Origin of the sequence: Deinococcus misasensis DSM 22328, assembly GCF_000745915.1 — a bacterium.
Classification (GTDB): domain Bacteria; phylum Deinococcota; class Deinococci; order Deinococcales; family Deinococcaceae; genus Deinococcus_C; species Deinococcus_C misasensis.
In genome coordinates, this window is the sequence record NZ_JQKG01000001.1 from 149,969 (window position 1) to 166,364 (window position 16,396).

General features: G+C 54.1%; 14 protein-coding genes. 1 reads left to right on the forward strand and 13 read right to left on the reverse strand.

Annotation, left to right across the window (positions count from 1 at the left end; all coding sequences use genetic code 11):
• Positions 1-22: 22 nt before the first annotated feature.
• On the reverse strand, positions 23-580 hold the full coding sequence (locus Q371_RS00645) for a cob(I)yrinic acid a,c-diamide adenosyltransferase (protein ID WP_034334793.1): 558 nt from the start codon (positions 578-580) through the stop codon (positions 23-25).
• A gap of 109 nt (positions 581-689) precedes the next feature.
• Here Q371_RS00645 and Q371_RS00650 point away from each other — a divergent pair, with 109 nt between their 5' ends.
• Positions 690-1,466 carry a TatD family hydrolase gene (locus tag Q371_RS00650; protein WP_034334795.1) on the forward strand — a complete coding sequence of 259 codons (777 nt, stop codon included), beginning with the start codon at positions 690-692 and terminating at the stop codon, positions 1,464-1,466.
• A 51-nt stretch (positions 1,467-1,517) separates the two neighbouring features.
• Here the strand turns inward: Q371_RS00650 and malQ are convergent, their stop codons facing one another.
• From malQ to Q371_RS00710, 12 genes are all read right to left on the reverse strand, one after another.
• Positions 1,518-3,044 carry a 4-alpha-glucanotransferase gene (gene malQ / locus Q371_RS00655; RefSeq protein WP_034334798.1) on the reverse strand — a complete coding sequence of 509 codons (1,527 nt, stop codon included), beginning with the start codon at positions 3,042-3,044 and terminating at the stop codon, positions 1,518-1,520.
• Between the two features lie 209 nt (positions 3,045-3,253).
• A complete protein-coding gene (locus tag Q371_RS00660; RefSeq protein ID WP_034334801.1) occupies positions 3,254-4,180 on the reverse strand; it encodes a D-2-hydroxyacid dehydrogenase in 927 nt (308 codons plus the stop codon).
• Complete coding sequence (locus tag Q371_RS00665) at positions 4,177-4,737, reverse strand: GNAT family N-acetyltransferase (protein ID WP_034334803.1); 561 nt, start codon at positions 4,735-4,737, stop codon at positions 4,177-4,179. Before Q371_RS00665 ends, Q371_RS00660 begins: the two co-directional genes overlap by 4 nt.
• A 54-nt stretch (positions 4,738-4,791) precedes the next feature.
• The gene (panD, locus tag Q371_RS00670) at positions 4,792-5,151 is read right to left on the reverse strand and encodes an aspartate 1-decarboxylase (RefSeq protein ID WP_157442425.1); all 360 of its coding nucleotides are present in this window, start codon (positions 5,149-5,151) and stop codon (positions 4,792-4,794) included.
• Between the two features lie 73 nt (positions 5,152-5,224).
• A complete protein-coding gene (locus Q371_RS00675) occupies positions 5,225-6,784 on the reverse strand; it encodes an Rqc2 family fibronectin-binding protein (RefSeq protein WP_034334805.1) in 1,560 nt (519 codons plus the stop codon).
• Between the two features lie 74 nt (positions 6,785-6,858).
• The gene (locus tag Q371_RS00680; RefSeq protein ID WP_034334807.1) at positions 6,859-8,910 is read right to left on the reverse strand and encodes an Ig-like domain-containing protein; all 2,052 of its coding nucleotides are present in this window, start codon (positions 8,908-8,910) and stop codon (positions 6,859-6,861) included.
• Between the two features lie 14 nt (positions 8,911-8,924).
• A complete protein-coding gene (locus Q371_RS00685; RefSeq protein ID WP_157442426.1) occupies positions 8,925-9,500 on the reverse strand; it encodes a hypothetical protein in 576 nt (191 codons plus the stop codon).
• A 62-nt stretch (positions 9,501-9,562) separates the two neighbouring features.
• On the reverse strand, positions 9,563-10,264 hold the full coding sequence (locus Q371_RS00690) for a redox-sensing transcriptional repressor Rex (protein WP_034334812.1): 702 nt from the start codon (positions 10,262-10,264) through the stop codon (positions 9,563-9,565).
• Between the two features lie 4 nt (positions 10,265-10,268).
• Complete coding sequence (locus Q371_RS00695; RefSeq protein ID WP_034334814.1) at positions 10,269-11,297, reverse strand: SPOR domain-containing protein; 1,029 nt, start codon at positions 11,295-11,297, stop codon at positions 10,269-10,271.
• Entirely contained in the window at positions 11,294-12,814 is a 1,521-nt protein-coding gene (locus tag Q371_RS00700) for a tetratricopeptide repeat protein (protein WP_084571142.1), read from the reverse strand. Before Q371_RS00700 ends, Q371_RS00695 begins: the two co-directional genes overlap by 4 nt.
• A gap of 85 nt (positions 12,815-12,899) precedes the next feature.
• Positions 12,900-13,928, reverse strand: coding sequence for a dual-specificity RNA methyltransferase RlmN (gene rlmN / locus Q371_RS00705; RefSeq protein WP_034334819.1), 1,029 nt, complete (start codon positions 13,926-13,928; stop codon positions 12,900-12,902).
• A gap of 176 nt (positions 13,929-14,104) precedes the next feature.
• Positions 14,105-16,387 (reverse strand): endonuclease MutS2, encoded by a 2,283-nt coding sequence (locus Q371_RS00710; RefSeq protein WP_084571143.1) that lies wholly within the window; start codon positions 16,385-16,387, stop codon positions 14,105-14,107.
• Positions 16,388-16,396 lie beyond the last annotated feature (9 nt).

Sequence of the window (16,396 nt, forward strand, 5' to 3'; positions counted from 1 at the left end):
CTTTTTTCTTGCGGTATGGCTGTTACTTGCGCCCCTTCACATGCCACTGGGTTTCGCTGAGGCCTGCTCTGGCATTGACGGCCCGTGCCATCACAAACAACAGGTCAGACAGGCGGTTCAGGTACATCCGCACCTGAGGGTTGACCTCTTCGAGTTGCTGGAGGGCCACCACTTCACGTTCTGCACGGCGGGCCACACTGCGTGCCACCTGCAGGGTTGCAGAGGCCACCGTTCCACCCGGATGAATGAAGTTCCGCAGGGGCTCACATTCGGCTTCCAGACGGTCAATCATGGCCTCCAGTGTGGAGACATCCTCTGCATCCATCCGACTGACGTTTTTGGCATAAGGGCTGTCAGAACGGGTGGCCAGATCTGCCCCCACATCGAACAGGGCGTTTTGCAGGTATGCCAGATCCTGATCCAGAGCCGCATCCTGACTCTGGGCGCGCACCAAGCCCAGCAGGGAATTCACTTCGTCCACGGTGCCGTAAGCTTCCACTCGGGGGTGGCTTTTGGAAACCCGGTCTGCGCCGTACAGTCCGGTTTCTCCCTGATCTCCAGTGCGGGTGTAAATTTTCATCTGCTGCAGTTTAACCTGTTCGATGCCACCAGAGGGTAAGCAAAGACAGTGAGTGCAAGTACACCATTTTGCCCTGATGCCTGCCCTCTGGTTCTGAAACAATACACCCATGATTGACATTGGCGTGAATTTTCACCACAAGCGTTTTGCACAGGACAGGCCTGAGGTGCTGGACCGGGCTTTGGAAGCAGGCGTGGAACTTTTGATTTTGACCGGCACCAGCATTCAGGCAAGTCAGCAAGCATTAAAACTGGCCCAGACCCACGGGCAAGTGTGCACAGCAGGCATCCATCCTCATGAGGCCCGCACTTACCATCCAGAGGCCCACAAGGCTTTGCAAAGCCTGCTCAAGTCCCCTGAAGTGGTGGCCGTTGGAGAATGTGGTCTGGATTTTGACCGCAATTTCTCTGAACCCAAAGACCAGATCCGTTGTTTTGAAGGGCAAATCGAACTGGCCATCGGGCACCAGTTGCCCCTGTTCACCCATGAAAGGGCTGCACATCCGGCTTTTCTGGAGATCCTGAAGCGCCACCAGAACCATTTGCCCAGAACCGTGGTGCACTGCTTCACAGGGAACCGCAAGCAGATGGAAGCCTATCTGGAGCTCGGGTGTTTCATCGGGATCACCGGATGGATCACAGACCTGAAACGCGGGCAGGACCTGCGTGACGCCCTCCCCCATTTGCCTCTGGACCGTTTGATGGTCGAAACCGACGCCCCTTTTCTGACCCCCAAGAATCTGCCTTTCAGGGCCAGCCGAAACGAACCTGCTTATTTGCCCTTTGTGGTCAAAGAAGTGGCCAGACTGGTGGGAAAACCAGAGCGGGAGATCCAAACCATCAGCAGGCAGAACACCGAAAGGTTCTTTGCTCTGGAGTGGCAATAAAAGCAATCAAAAAGCCCCCTTTCGGGGGCAAGGCTTTGGCTGTAAGCAGGTTCAGGCTTTCACAGGAGGTTGGACATAGCGTCCAGCATCTTGTGTCAGGGCCTTGATTCGCTTGGCCGTGAAAGGGCTCAGGGTGCCTTGTGTGTAGCGCCATGACCAGTTCTTGTCTGACAGACTGCCGGGCAAGTTCATGCGGGCGTCGGTGCCGAGGTTCAGCACATCCTGCAAGGGCACGATGGCGACTTTGGCTCTGGAACGCCAGGCCATCTCGGTGAGGATCCAGGCCACCCGGTCTTCGGTGACTTCGGTTCCAGCCACCTGATTGAGGTGGGATTTCTCGTCTTCTTTGGCGGTCACGAACCAACCACGTGTGGTGTCGTTGTCGTGGGTGCCACTGTAGACGATCTGGTTTTCTTTGAGGTTCTCTGGAAGGAAAGCGTTGGAAGACCAGTCTCCGCCACCAAAAGCGAACTGCAAGATGGCCATGCCAGGGAACCCGAAGGAATCACGCAAGTCTTCGACCTCTGGGGTGATCACACCAAGGTCTTCAGCGATGATGGGGATTTCACCCAGAGCATCCCGGATGGTCTGGAACAGTTCCTGACCGGGCGCTTTGACCCACTCGCCGTTGATGGCATTTTCTGCAGGGTACTGGATTTCCCAGTAGGCTTCAAAACCCCGGAAGTGGTCGATGCGGACCAGATCGTACAGCTTCAGGCAGCCTTTGATGCGCTCGATCCACCAGTCGAACTTGCGCTCTTGCATGACATCCCAGCGGTACAGGGGGTTGCCCCAGAGTTGTCCGGTTTCGGAGAAGTAGTCTGGTGGCACACCTGCAACAACGGTCGGTTGCCCGAGGTCATCGAAGTAGAACTGGTCGGGGTTGGCCCATGCGTCTGCGGAGTCCATGGCCACAAAAATCGGGATGTCTCCGATGATCTGGATGCCTTTGCTGTGGGCGTAGGCACGCACCTGATTCCATGCACGGAAAAACAGGAACTGGTAGAAGCTGATGCGCTGGATGTCGTCAGACAGACGCACTTTGGCGGCTTCCATGGCATCTGCTTCACGGCGACGAATGGGGAGGTCCCATTCGTTCCAGGGCAGACCTTTGTTTTCGTCTTTCAAGGCAGTGAACAGGGCGTAGTCTTCCAGCCAGCTGGCCTCTTGCCCCTTGAAGGTTTCAAATTCGGCTTTCAGGGATGCGAAATCGCCTTTTTTGAAGTTGCCGTAAGCGGCTTGCAGTTTCTGAAATTTCCAGATGTAAATCCAGCCGTAATCCACTTTGCCGGGTGGGAAGTCCGGGGTGTCGGCAAGGTCATCTGCGGTGAGCAGGCCCTCTTTCTGGAGGTCATCGAAGCTGATCAGGTAAGGGTTGCCAGCAAAAGCACTGAAAGATTGATAAGGGCTGTCGCCGTAACCGGTTGGCCCGAGGGGCAGCACCTGCCACCACTGCTGTCCGGCTTCATGGAGCCAATCTAAGAAAGCATATGCACTTGCACCAAGCTCTCCTACGCCATACCGACCCGGAAATGACGTGGGATGGAGCAGGATGCCGCTGCTGCGGGGTAACTTCATCACAACCTCCAATTTGGAATTGCTTCCATTAAACAACATGGTAACAAAAACCATTGCAACTGAGAATAGGGCAAGCCCTTTTTGCCTCAAAACATGCAGACAGCTTCACACGGTCCTGCTCAGGTGGTCTTTCCAGCCCTCAAAAACAAGAAGATGGATTTGAAGTCCATCTTCTCAAAGATAACGCACAACGCAATGAAAAACTGGAATCAATACCCCCGAGACCGCTCGATTCTGCCCAACATGGGCTCTCCGCTGGAAAGCCGACCCAAATTTTCCAGCATGAATTCGCGCATCTTGGTTTGCAGACGGTCGCTCTGGGAAGCCACATGGGGCGTCAGAATCACGTTTTCCATGCTCCAGAAAGGATGATCTGCAGGAAGGGGCTCAGGGGTCATCACATCCAGAGCGGCCCCAGCAATCTGCCCTTTCTGCAATGCTTGAAGCAGATCAGGTTGGTTGACCGCATCTCCCCTGCCCACATTGACCACCCAGCAACGCTCAGGCAGCAAATCCAGCACTTTTTGGTTCAGGACACCTCGGGTATCTGGTGTGCTTGGAAGCACCATCACCAGATGGTCCACCTCTGGCAACACCCGTTCAAAATCAGCAGTGGTGATGATGGGCACCTCATCATCCAAGCCAGCAGAGGTGCGAACCCCGGTCACTCTGGCCCCCAGAACCTGCAAGACCTGCGCCAGAGACCTGCCAATGTTGCCATAACCCCAGATCAACACATGCTTGGAGTGAATGGACCCAAAAGGATGGGGCACAAACCAGCGACCCTCTCTTTGTTGGTCGCGCAGCACATGCAGCTTACGAGCAATGCTTAATAGCAGAGCAAGGGTGTGCTCGGTGACCAGTTCTTCATGCAGATTGGGTGCACGGTACAGGTCGATGTGCTCAGGCAAATTCATGGCCAAGACATGGTCCACCCCTGCCGTGAGGGTCTGAATCCAGCGCAAATTCGGAGCAGCCTCCAGCAAACGCCGGACAAAATCACGGTTGAGGGTCCAGAGCACCAGACCTTCCGCCTCCTGCACCTCTGGAGGCAACGGACGGTCCGGGTGAACTTTGATCCATTCCATGCCTGAGAGTGCGGGCAATTCCACATGACCAGAGACCATCACTTTCATGGCTCGTCCCTTTCAGAAAACCCATGCCTGAAGTAATCGGTGCGGGTGAGTTCCATGTTCACGCTGGTGGCGTCTCCTTTTTGTGCATGGCTTTTGACCTGAAATCCCACCCTGGCAAAGCACCTCTGGGCACGCACATTGTGCAGAAACGTGGTGAGCCGGATGCGTTCCAGCGGAGGATCCAGTTGCTCAAACGCATGCATGGCAAGGGCCATCAGGGCTTCCCTTCCATACCCCTGCCCGAGCAGTTCCCGATCTCCAATCATGATCCCCAGAGTCCCCTGTGTGGGGCGCAAAGGGAAAGCAGGTTGCAGGTGGTACAGTTCTACCGATCCAATCAGGCGGTTTTCGGTGTAAATGCCAAATCCCCACTTGTCTCCAGCCTGTTCTTCTTCCAGCAGGATGCGCTTGAACAACCAGAGGGGCAAACGCACCGGTTTGGCTCCGTTCCAGTCGGCCAGCTCACGGTCGCGAAAAAAAGCATGCATCAAACGCCAGTCTGCAACTGACAGTTCGGCAATGCGTTTCAAAACCACCCGCTGATGGGCAATCTGCATGGTTTCTCCTGAAGAAAGAAAAGCCCCTGCAAAGGGCTTTTCAAGGGCTTGAAGTCAGACCCCAACCAGCAAGGGACGGTTGTTGCGGTCCACATGAACCACATGGGGGGTGAGGGTTCGGGCTTCTTCCTCGGTGAAGTTGCCGTAAGCAGCAATGATCACCAGATCGCCGGGTTGAACCAGATGGGCTGCGGCCCCATTGATGCCAATGACCCCACTTCCTCTGGCTCCAGAGAGCGCATAGGTGGAAAGGCGGTTGCCATTGGTGATGTTGTAAATGTCCACCCGCTCGTTGGGCAGAATGTCTGCCAGATCCAGCAGGTCCTGATCGATGGTGATGGAGCCCACGTAATCCAGATCGGCCTGGGTGACGGTGGCCCGGTGAATTTTGGCTCGAAACATGATGCGTTCCACGAAAGGCATTCTACTCCAGTGTGCACAAAGTAAACGTGAGGTCAACTTACACCACACCCACTTTCAACCAGCACTACACCACTGGTTCAGGCAGGGCCGGATCCACATACACGGTTTTCTGCTGGGTGTAATGCACCTGCCCTTTTCCTGCACCTCTGGGCCTCCAGACATGCTTGATGCGGGTGTAATCCACAGGCACGTTCCCTGAATTGCGTGCTTTGGAATAAAACGCGGCCAGAGCAGCCACCTTCAAGACCACATCAAACGGCAGTTCTTTTCCGCCTGAACGCACCAGCACATGTGAGCCCGGATACCCCTGCGCGTGAAACCAGTGGTCCATGCTTTTTCCGATTCGGTGGGTCAAGAGTTCATTCTCTGTGGAATTGCGTCCGACCAGCACATCAAAACCCCCGACGCGGTAACGTCCACCCACCTGCACAGCACCCTTGTCTGGCGTTTCTGTCCCGAGCACGTTTTCCAGACGTTTCAACTCGGGCAACTCTGCCTGCTGCACCTGACTCAGGGTGCTTTGCAAGTGTTGTTGCTCTTGCAGCAACTGGGGTTCGCGTTCCATCAGGCGCAAATACACGTCTTCACGCTTGCGGGCGCGGGCATACATGCGGTCTGCGTTTTGCCAGACCTTCTGATCGGGCTTCAGGGTGATTTGCACAGGCTCACCTGTTTCAAAGTCGGGAAGCTCCACTTCACTGGCCCCTTCAGGCACCTGATGTTGATAGGCCATCAAAAGGTCTGCCCATGCACGTTCGGTGGCCGCGGTTTGAATGCCCACCTCTGCCCTGTGCACATCCTGCAACTGCTCTGACAAGACCTTCAAGCGCTTCTGAAGTGCCTCACGCAAGGTTTTGCGCAAAGCATCTGCCTGCTCGGCCTGAGAAGCTTCTCTTGCCTGTTCAGAAAGGGAACCTTGCGCCACACTGGGATCTTTCACCAGAGATTTGACCGCCTGATGCACTTGTGGGATTCGGTCTCCCACCACTTCGGAAAGGCCTATCCCAGAACGCCTGCTGAGTTCGGAAAGCAAGGTGGGTCCAATGCCATCCAGAAGGTCTCTGGCCTTCACCAAGGGCTGCTCCTGAAGCACCTGCAAATCGGATTCTTGCAAAGCTCTGGGATCCAGCTTTTCATAAGGTGGAGGAGGCGTGTACAGTCCTCCTGAACGCACGGTGCGAAAACGGTTCCGGCTGCTGGTGATTTCGCGGGCAGCCATCAAAATCTTGCCAGAGAAACCCTCTCCTGCTTCCAGAATCAAGAGGTTGGCATTGCGGCCCGTCACCTCAAAAAGCAAGCGGGTTGCTGGGGAATCGATGAACCCTCTGGCCCCCGAGAAATGCAATGTCACCACCCGGTCCAGCTTGAGTTGCTCGGCCAATGTCAGGTTGCCCTGCACTTTGGAAGCCAAAAAGCGCTGAAAAGGATTGCGAGGCTCGCCTTGCAATTTGTCTCTGGAGAAATACAGGGCCGGAGTGGGAGGAGCATAATCCAGCACCAGAAAGCCCATTTCCTCCAGAAAGAGCGCAGCAGAGGTCTCGCTCGGGAACACCCAGCCTCTGGTGGAGGTGGGAACCCGGGCAGAAAGCTGCTCCAGAAGATGAGAGAGAAAAAGACCTTCCATATGTGTCACCTTACCGAAAAAACTGAACGGCGTACATACGCCGTTCAGTCAAGATCTTGTGTGGATGCAAGTTTTTATTCTGCAGACACCACATTCACAAAAGTCTGGTTCAAAGGGTAAATCTGACCGGTGGTCATGTCCTGAATCTGGCCACCAAAAGTCCAGGTGCCAGCCAGATTGAAGACGACTGTATAGCCTGTACCCATCACGGCATTTCCCACCACTTGGGCTTGAGAGTAGAACAGCTGATTGTTGGGATTGATGAAGTAATAAAAGACCATGTAGGTGTGTGAATTGTCAGATGTTCCAATGGGATTGTACGTCCCTGAATAGGGAGCAAATTTTTGCTTGACTCCGTCGGGAGCTTTGGCTGTGGTCGTTGTAAAAGAATTGAGGATGGCATCCAAGGTACGGTCAATTTTCACTTTGACTTCTTGAATGTTGGACTTGCCTTCATTGTCTTCGGCTTTGATGCGAAGGGTGTAAGTTCCGTTGGGGAGGTAAGGGGTTCCGTTGTAGTCAAAACGGAACAGCGCCACGGTAGAAGAAGTGTTGCTCAGGTTCTTGTGCTCCATCAGGGCATTCTGGGGGCCACCACCCACGCAGTCATCACAGGTCATGCGCAGTTCAGCAGAAGCCAGTCCCTTGTCATCGCTCAATTGAACCAGCACATTGCCTTTGAGGGTGTTGACAAAAGAGGGCAAGAAGCTTTGATCAGCAACCAGACGGACAGGGGTCAAGATGACCACAGCAGGTGGGTTGTTGCTGGCCGTGGTGGCTGTCACACGAACTTCAGAAGTGAGGTTCAGGGGGGTAGCGTTCGCAACAGAGCCATCGGCTTTCAGAACATTGACCTGAGCTGTGGCCCGCAGGGTATACCAGTCATCAATCAGACCAGAGAAATCAAAGGGGAGGGTGTCGTAATCTCCGTTGACTCCGTCTTTGACACCCGTGATGGTGCGGGTGGCCACCAGATCACCACGGTAGTCATAGAAGTCCACTTTGATGGAATCTGTCAGCACGTCAAAATTCGAGTTGCGACGGGTCAGCAACACTTTGACAGACTGGCTTCCAGAGACCTGTGCATTGTTGGTGGGAGATGCAATGACAAACAGCGGAGGAATCACGTTGTCAATGTTGATGGTGACAGAATTCGCAACAGCCGTTTTGTTCAGGGTGTTGGTGGCTTTGGCAGAAATCACCAGAGGGCCGTTGTCATAATCTGTGGTGTTCACACTGAAAATGAAGGGGGTACTGGTTTTGGCAGGGAGGGGATTGCCGTTGACCAGCAATTCCACGGATTTCACGCCATTGATGTCCTGGGCATCCACATCCACCTGAATGGTACCAGAGAAGGTTTTGCCGCCCAGAGCGTCGGTCAAGAGGTTGTCAATCTTGTTGATTTTGACGGTGGGAGGAACCTCATCGGGATTGTTCTTGACCATCGTGTTGATGGTCTTGGTGGACGTTGCCCCCACCCGGTTGGTCACTTCAACGGTGAATGCTGCTGCTCCATCTGCATATCCACTGACATCCACTGTGCAATCCACAGTGGCTTTGTTGCCTGTCACCACAGGTTTACAGTTGGACAGCACAGTGCCCTGAGGGTCTTTCAGCACGACTTGTGCAATGCCAGTGTCCAGGTCCTCTGCAGCAATGGAAAACTTCACAGCCTTGCCATTGATGGTCTGGCCTTCTGTGGGGGTGGCGAAGTTGACAGTTGCAGGAGATGCATCCACAAACAACGTGACTTTGTAAGGGTTGGAACTCAAGCCTTTGCTGTCTTTGGCAAACAGTTTGAGTTCATACTCACCTGTGGCATTGAGAGGAACCACAAACAGGTTGTTGTTCTGGATGTCAACCAGAGCACCATCGCCAATCTGGTATTTGAATTCTGCAATGGTGTTGCTGCCTGCTGGAGTGGCTTTGGCACGGAAAGTTGGGTTGGGAACCACTGCAACCTTTGCGTTGTTGGCCAGTGGAATTCCCTGCCCCAGACTGAGGTAGTTCAAATTGATGCTGGGAACGGTGGCAGCAGGGGTAACAGTGGTGGTTGTGGAATTACAGGCCACCATGATCATGCTCATGCCGAGCAGCAAAACGCTGGTTTTTTGGACAGGTTGCATCAGTCAAGACTCCTTTAATCTTCCACGCTCAAAGAGCCTTTGACATCCAAATTGGTGAATTCGGGAAAGGCTTTGACCACAAAAGTGTTTCCGGTGCTCAGGTTTTTCACGGTGAAGTTGACCCGAATTTTCAGGTTGGGGCAAACGCCGTCAATGGGTGTCTGATTGGCCAGACTGGACAGGCAATCGTTGGTCAACTTTTTGCTGATGTCTGGAACGATGCTGGGCTGCAAATCCACAGTGCGGGTGATGGCTTTGGCGGCTTTGTCTTCTGGTTTGCAGTAATACAGGTCTTCTGTTTCTTGTCCAATCGTAGATTTGTCTGCAGGGCAAACAAATCCCTGGGGCAGAGATGCACCTTCTTCCAATCCTCCCTGTGTTGAGATGGTGTAGGTGGAATTGTCTTCATCCACGATCTGAGCCTCGAAACCCAGAACTTGCATTTGAGGAGCACCAGGCTGAACCCGGAACACTGCACTTCCCTGTTGATAAGAGATGGCACTGCTGTAGGTCTTTGTGGAGACCTTGTACACAATGTTCACCTTCAGTTGGGGTGCCAGAATAGAAGCTTCAAGCAACGGAGCATTCATGCTGTTACAGGAAACAGCCATTAACACTGTGAAAGAACTGACCAATCCCAAAATCTTCTTCATTAACCTACCTCCTCAAGTTCTCTTAAGCCAGGGTTCAGGATGTAAAACGCCAAACGTTTCATGCCTGCCAGAAAATCGATGTTTTCCACGATCACTCCCTCCCACTCCTCTTCCTTCTCGGGTTCAAGACCAGGGCGCTCAACCATCTTGGGTTGAATCACCACCGGAGCGAAATTCAAGATGCCTTTCACTCCAGCTTCCACCAGAGTTTGTGCCACGTCCTGGGCCCGCTCTGCTGGAACCGCAATAAATCCCATGTCCACCTGATGGGAGCGCACGAAGTCTTTCAGGTGGTCCGGATGCATCACCTCCAGATTTCTGATCTGTAAACCCACTTTGCTGGGATCGGGGTCGAAGAGACCCACAAAACTGAATTCATAATCACTGGCTCCAGGATAGTGGGCAATGGCCTGCCCAAGCCGTCCCATCCCCATGATCACCACATTCCAGGGCCGGGTCAGGCCCAGGATGCGTCTCAGTTCACGTTTGAGAACCGCCACCGTGTAACCCATGCCTCGGGTACCAAAACGGCCAAAATAAGCCAGGTCTTTGCGCACCTGGAAAGCGCTGACCTGTGCACGTTCAGCAAGGTCGTTGCTGCTGGTGCGGTTGATGCCCTGAGATTCCAGTTTTTCCAGAATCCTCAGGTAGGTGACCAGTCTGGAGATGGCAGCGCTGGGTATGTTCAAAGACTGGGACATGGTTTCACCGGACCTGAAAGGCGTCTGTATAGCCCGCCGCATTGAGTTTGGATTGCACTGCTTGCAATTCTGCTGCACCAATGGGACCCACAACCACACGCACCATGCCACCTGTATCGCTTCTGAGGCTGGGATTGAGACCCAGACCCCTCAACTGTTCTACCGCCGGCATGGCACTGTCTGCACGTTTGTAGGCCCCCACCTGCAAGTACACCGGACCATTGGTGGTGGTGTTTGCTGATGTGGTTGGAGAAGGGGTGGTTGCAGGGGTGGCTGTTGAAGTGCTTGCAGGAGCATTCTGAGGGGCATAAACGAAAAGGTTCTGGTGTGCAGGTTGAATCTGCGACACAGCAGTGTCTGCATCTGCGCGGTTCACAAAAGGACCGACCAACACCACAAAGGTTTCATCTTTGCTGGGAAAAACATAGGTGGGATAACCCAGGGCTTTGATTTTTTCTGCGACCACACCCGCTTGCGCTTCTGTGTCAAACAAACCTGCACTGATGCGGTAATCCTGCTTGGTGGGCGCACGTCCAGAGATGGCCTGTACCGCAGGTTTGGTGACCTCTGGAGTCTGCTGAGCAGGCTTCTGTGGTTCAGAAGGCTGGGTGGCAGCAGGTTTTTGAGGGTCTGTGGTTTGTGCAGTTTCTGGATTTGCAGCAGGCTTCTCTGTGGTGCTGGTTTGAGGTTCAGCAGGAATCACTGGCACAGATTGGGTGGTTTCTGCTGGGTTCTCAGTTTCTGTGGTGCCCTGTGTTGCAGCAGACTCAGGCTCAGGTTGCTGTGAAAGTTCGCTGGTCTGGGTCTGGGGTTCTGTGGGAACAGGCTCCACCGTTTCCGTTTGAGGCGGAGGGTTCAGTGGAATTTCTTGGACTTCTGGGGCACTTTGTTCAACTGGCATGGAAGGCTGGTCCGAAGACAGGTTGAACAGCCTTTTGGTTCCACCAAAAAGGATCAGGACTGCTCCTGCCAGAATCAGCACGATGAAAAAGAGGATGAGTAAGTCTGGCCAGTGTTTACGGAACCAAGTCATTTACCGCCCAATGCTCCTTTTGCTCTGGTGTAACCCAGGTTCAATGCCCGCTGGAAAGCCAGTTTGGCACTGGTCTCATCGCCCAGAGCACGCAGAGCAATGCCATAGTTGTACCAGCCTTCAGCATTTTTGTCGTTGGCAGCAACGAGGCTGGACAGCACCTGTTCGGCTTCGTTGTAGCGTTTGAGGATCAGGTAAGATGCCCCAAGATTCAACATCACCGTCTGGTTCTGGGGATCGAGCTTGAGGGCTGCATCCAGAAACTCAACGGCTTTGGCGTAATCTTTGAGCACATACGCACTGAGCCCTGCCCAGTTGAGGGCTTCAGCATTGGGAGTTGGAATGCCTTGCACACTGGTGATGGCCTGCTTGTACTGCTTGGCACGGTATGCATTGCGTGCAGCAAGGGTTCTGGCATTGGCCTGAAAGGCAACATCTTTGCTGAGGCGTGCAGCGTTCAGAGCAGCATCATAAGCAAGCGCGTATTGCTTCAGGGCTTCTTGGGACTGTGCAAGTCCCAGATAAGCCACATCGGTGGGGTTTTCGTTGACGAGTTGCTGGTAAAGCTTTTGGGCCTCTTGAGGTTTTTTGGAGGCAAGCAGCAAGCGAGCGTAGTTGTAACGTGCTGGGCTGCGGGAGTCCAGAGAGACCACCTCTGCATAGGTGCTGAGGGCCTCTTTGACACTGGTGCGCTCTTGCAGTTCTGCTTTGCGGATCAACAATTTCACACGTGAAGCATTGTCTTTGGAAGCGGCCAATCCTTTGTCCAGTTCGCGCAGTGCGCGGTCGCTCAAGCCTTGATTGACAAAGTTGTCTGCAACAACCAATGTTGCGTCTGCTTGAGCAGGGTTTTTGGCCAGAATCTGGTAGGCATAGCTGAGTGAAATGGTGGCCGCCAGAGGATCTGGACTGGATGCACTTGCAGCCAGAGCTTCCTGAGCAATGGAGAGCATCAGGGATTCGCTCTGGGGGTTCAGTTTCAAGGCTTCTTCATAGGCCGTTCTGGCTTCTGTGTGCTTGCCTTCTGTGGACTGCAAACGGGCCAACTGGGTGTAAGCCAGCGTGAGTTCTTCAGGGCTGGCACTGTTGGCTTTGCCCACCTCAATGGCCTTCTGGTATGTTGCCAGAGCCTCGGTGGTTTTGCCCTGTCTGGTATACACCGCGCCCAGGTTGTAATACCCCTGAATCAGGTTGGGATTGATGGCAGTCAGTTGCTGGAATTCAAACTGGGCACCCGACAGGTTGTTCAGCTGAAACAAAGCCACCCCGAGGCCAAAGTGGGCTTCGTAACTGTTGTAGCTTTTGCGTATGGCTTCTTCAAATGCTTTGACGGCATCAGCGGTGCGACCTGCATTCAGGTATGCTTGTCCGAGCAGAACTGAGTTTTCAAGGGTGGGATTTTGTGTGAATTGGGTTTCCAGAACCGTCAAGTCAGTGCTCTGGGCACTGGACAGTTGAAAGCCCAATACAGGGACAGTCAGTAGTGCAGTTAACAGGACGCGCCTAAGGTTTCTCATTGTGTACTGCTACCCTCCTAGAGTATTCCATGCTTTGCGTGCGACTTTGCACTATCCTATCACGACTTCACAATCTTTACATATTTCATACAGAAGACCTTAATGAAGGCTTCTGCAGGGCCAACTGGCCACATGCTGCGCCTGCATCCCGACCCCTTGAACGCCGAACACTGACGGGGATCCCCCGATCTTCAAGGCGGTCATAAAAGGCCTGAATCTGGGCTTCACTGCTTTCTTCAAAACCGCTGCCATCCCATGGGTTCATGGGGATCAGGTTGACGTGACTGACCATGCCCCTCAACAAATCGGCCAGCAGGTCTGCTTGCCAGAGGTGGTCATTGACCCCCTTCAGCATGGCGTACTCCATGGTGATGCGCCGACCGGTTTTGGCCTGATAATCCCTGGCGGCATCCATGATCTCTGGAATGCTGTTGGCCTGACCCGTGGGAATGATTTTTTGACGGGTCTCTTCATCAGGGGCATGCAAGCTGATCGCCAGTTTGAGTTCGATGTCTTCGGTGGCCAGTTTGCGAATGCCTTTGGCCAGACCCACCGTGCTGAGGGTCACCCGACGCTGGCTCATGTTCAGGGCCTCTGGACTGAGCATGATGCGGGCTGCATTCATGGTGTTCTCGTAGTTGAGCAAAGGCTCACCCATGCCCATGAACACCAGATTGCGAATCTCTTTGGGGGGAATTCCTTGATCTCTGGCAGCATAAAGGATCTGCCCGATGATCTCTCCGGGGGTCAGGTTGCGCCCAAAGCCCAGAGCGCCAGTGGCACAAAAGGCACACTTGGCCGGACAGCCCACCATGGTGGAAACACAGATGGTCTTGCGGTCTTCATAGGGCATGAACACGGCTTCCATCTGGCGACCATCTCGCAGGGTGAACAGGTATTTCACGCTGCCATCGGTGGAGGCGAAAGTGTCCACTTTGGTGAATGGGCTGAGCTCATAAGCCTCTTGCAATTCGGAACGCAGTTTGAGGGGGAGGTTGGTCATGCTGTCAAAATCCGGGGCAGCATGTTCAAAAACCCACGACAGCAACTGCTTTTTGCGGTAACCCTCCAGGGGGTACTGGTCGGGTTGTAAGTCCAGAAGTAAAACCTTCACCCGAGTATTTTAGGTCAGTTGCATGGTTGATTACAATTCAAGATGAGAAGACACATCCAAACCCGATGGCCTGTGGGCCTTAATGAAGTTTCTCAATTTTTGACTCTGGAAAAGAAAAAATCAAGAAAAGCAGGGACCGTTTCCCTGCTTTTCAAATTCTTGTGTTGGAGTGTGTGTTATTTGGTGCGGACATGCACGATGGTTACACCGTGACCGCCGTTGTAAGGCTCTGCATCGTGGAAAGACTCCACGGTTTTTTCGTTCTTGAGGAAATCACGGATCATGCGGCGCAGCACACCCTGTCCTTTGCCGTGCACCACACGCAAGGGGGTTTCTTTCAGGGCATAGGCTTCTGCAACATAAGAGCGCAATTCTTCAAGGGCTTCTTCCCCACTCTTGCCCCTCAGGTTGATTTCCTTGTTGAACCTTGAAAAACCAGCCGTCATCAGGGAAGCCACTTTTTGCTTTTCCTGCTGTTTCAGGCGCACATCCCGACGACGCACCGTGATCTTGAGCACCCCGAGTTGCACCACCAGTTCATCGCCACGCACTTCGAGGACCTGACCGGAGGCCCCATAAGCAGGCACATCCACAATGCTGCCCGGTCTGACCTGCTCCAGAGCAGGTTCGACTTTGGGCTGGGGTCTTTCGGCCATGCTGGCCCGGCGAAGCTCTTTGAGTTCTTCGAGCACTTTGGGACGGGAAACATCATCTTGCGCTTTGGAACGCATTTTGCGCACCGTTTCGATGGCTTCACGGTAGATGCGGTCTGCTTGCTCTCTGGCCTTCAGGAGCAATTCATCGCGCTCTTCGTGGATGCGGTCCCGGTCAAAAGCAAGCTGGTTGCGGATCAGGTTGGCTTCCTGACGCAAACTTTCCAGTTGTTCCCGCTGGTTGCGGATGGTTTCACGTTCCTGCTCAAGGTTTTCAAGCAGTTGCTCCACTTTGTTGCCCTCTGGACCCAGCACTTCTGTGGCCTGCTCAAGGACCACTTCTGGAATGCCCATGCGTCTGGCGATGGCCAGAGCGTAAGACCGTCCGGGTTGCCCCACCTGCAAACGGTAGGTGGGACCGAGGTTTTCCAGAGAAAACCCCATGCTGGCGTTTTGCAAGCCGGGGGTTTCCATGGCGTAAAGCTTCAGGGGAGCCAGGTGACTGGTGATGATGCCACGGGTGTCTTTTTTGAGCAACTCAGAAATGAGCGCCTGTGCCAGAGCCGCACCTTCTGTGGGATCGGTGCCTGAGCCCAACTCGTCAATGAGGATCAGGGTGTTGGAACTGGCATGGTCCAGCACGTATTTCAGGTGTTTGAGGTGGGAGGCAAAGGTGGACAGGCTTTCCTGAATGCTCTGTTCATCACCGATGTCCACCAGAATGCCATCTGCGACGGGCAATTTGGCAATGCGGGCAGGCACGTACATTCCGCACTGGTGCATCAAAACAATCAGTCCCAACGTTTTGAGGGTGGCGGTTTTCCCCCCCATGTTGGGACCGGTGATGAGCAAAATGCGTGTGCTGGCGTCCAGATGCAGATCGTTGGAAACAGGTTTTTCGATGAGGGGGTGGCGGGCTTGCTCCAGATGGTAGGTGCCTTCTTCGGAGTGCTCGGGGCGGGAAAGCTCCCAATCTCGGGCCAATCTGGCCTTGGCGGCAATCAGGTCCAGTTCACCAAGCGCCCAGAGGGTCATGTCGAGGCCTTCTTCCAGCGCCACCAACCCGGAGAGTTCCATCAAAATCCGCCTGACTTCTTGATCTTCTTCAATCAGCAGGCGGGCGAGTTCGTTGTTGAGGGGAACCACAGAACCGGGCTCCACAAAATAGGTTTGTCCAGAGGCAGACGCATCAATGATGATGCCTTGCACCTGATTCACGTAACTGGCCTTGATGGGCACCACGAAACGGTCCCGGCGGATGGTGATCAGGTTTTCCTGCAACATTTCACCCCAGCGCTCAAGGACATCCTGCATCTTCTGGCGGATTTCATTGCGAAGGGGATTGAGGCGGCGGCGGATCTGGCGGAGTTTGGGACTGGCATCGTCGCGGACCGAGCCATCCCGGTCCAGTTTCTCCAGTGCACTGCGCACCAGATTGAGGTGAGAGCCGATGCTGCTGGACACATCCAGCAGGGGTCCTCTGGAGTTCATGCCGATGGAGCGTTTCAGGGTCAGGGCAGCATCCAGAGTGTAGGCCACTTCCAGAATTTCCTTGCCGTCCAATTGTTTGCCTTCTCGGGAGCGCTCGACGCTCGGGCGGATGTCCTGAATGCCTCCCAGATTGAGACTCACACTGAAGAGGGCGTCTTCTACACAATCCAATTGATAGCGGATGAAGTCTTCATCCGTTGACGGTGTCAGGCTGGCTGCCCTTTCGATGCCCAGACTGCTGGCGCAGCAATCCGCCACTGCAGAGCGGATTCTGGCAAAGTCCAAGGTTTGAAGGGTATGCGGGTCGAATAACACGCATACGAG

Excerpts from the sequence above, each read along its gene's own strand:
- Q371_RS00645 (WP_034334793.1), bottom strand. The coding sequence starts at position 580 with ATGAAAATTTACACCCGCACTGGAGATCAGGGAGAAACCGGACTGTAC.
- Q371_RS00650 (WP_034334795.1), top strand. The coding sequence starts at position 690 with ATGATTGACATTGGCGTGAATTTTCACCACAAGCGTTTTGCACAGGAC.
- malQ (WP_034334798.1), bottom strand. The coding sequence starts at position 3,044 with ATGAAGTTACCCCGCAGCAGCGGCATCCTGCTCCATCCCACGTCATTT.
- Q371_RS00660 (WP_034334801.1), bottom strand. The coding sequence starts at position 4,180 with ATGAAAGTGATGGTCTCTGGTCATGTGGAATTGCCCGCACTCTCAGGC.
- Q371_RS00665 (WP_034334803.1), bottom strand. The coding sequence starts at position 4,737 with ATGCAGATTGCCCATCAGCGGGTGGTTTTGAAACGCATTGCCGAACTG.
- Q371_RS00675 (WP_034334805.1), bottom strand. The coding sequence starts at position 6,784 with ATGGAAGGTCTTTTTCTCTCTCATCTTCTGGAGCAGCTTTCTGCCCGG.
- Q371_RS00680 (WP_034334807.1), bottom strand. The coding sequence starts at position 8,910 with ATGCAACCTGTCCAAAAAACCAGCGTTTTGCTGCTCGGCATGAGCATG.
- Q371_RS00685 (WP_157442426.1), bottom strand. The coding sequence starts at position 9,500 with ATGAATGCTCCGTTGCTTGAAGCTTCTATTCTGGCACCCCAACTGAAG.
- Q371_RS00690 (WP_034334812.1), bottom strand. The coding sequence starts at position 10,264 with ATGTCCCAGTCTTTGAACATACCCAGCGCTGCCATCTCCAGACTGGTC.
- Q371_RS00695 (WP_034334814.1), bottom strand. The coding sequence starts at position 11,297 with ATGACTTGGTTCCGTAAACACTGGCCAGACTTACTCATCCTCTTTTTC.
- Q371_RS00700 (WP_084571142.1), bottom strand. The coding sequence starts at position 12,814 with ATGAGAAACCTTAGGCGCGTCCTGTTAACTGCACTACTGACTGTCCCT.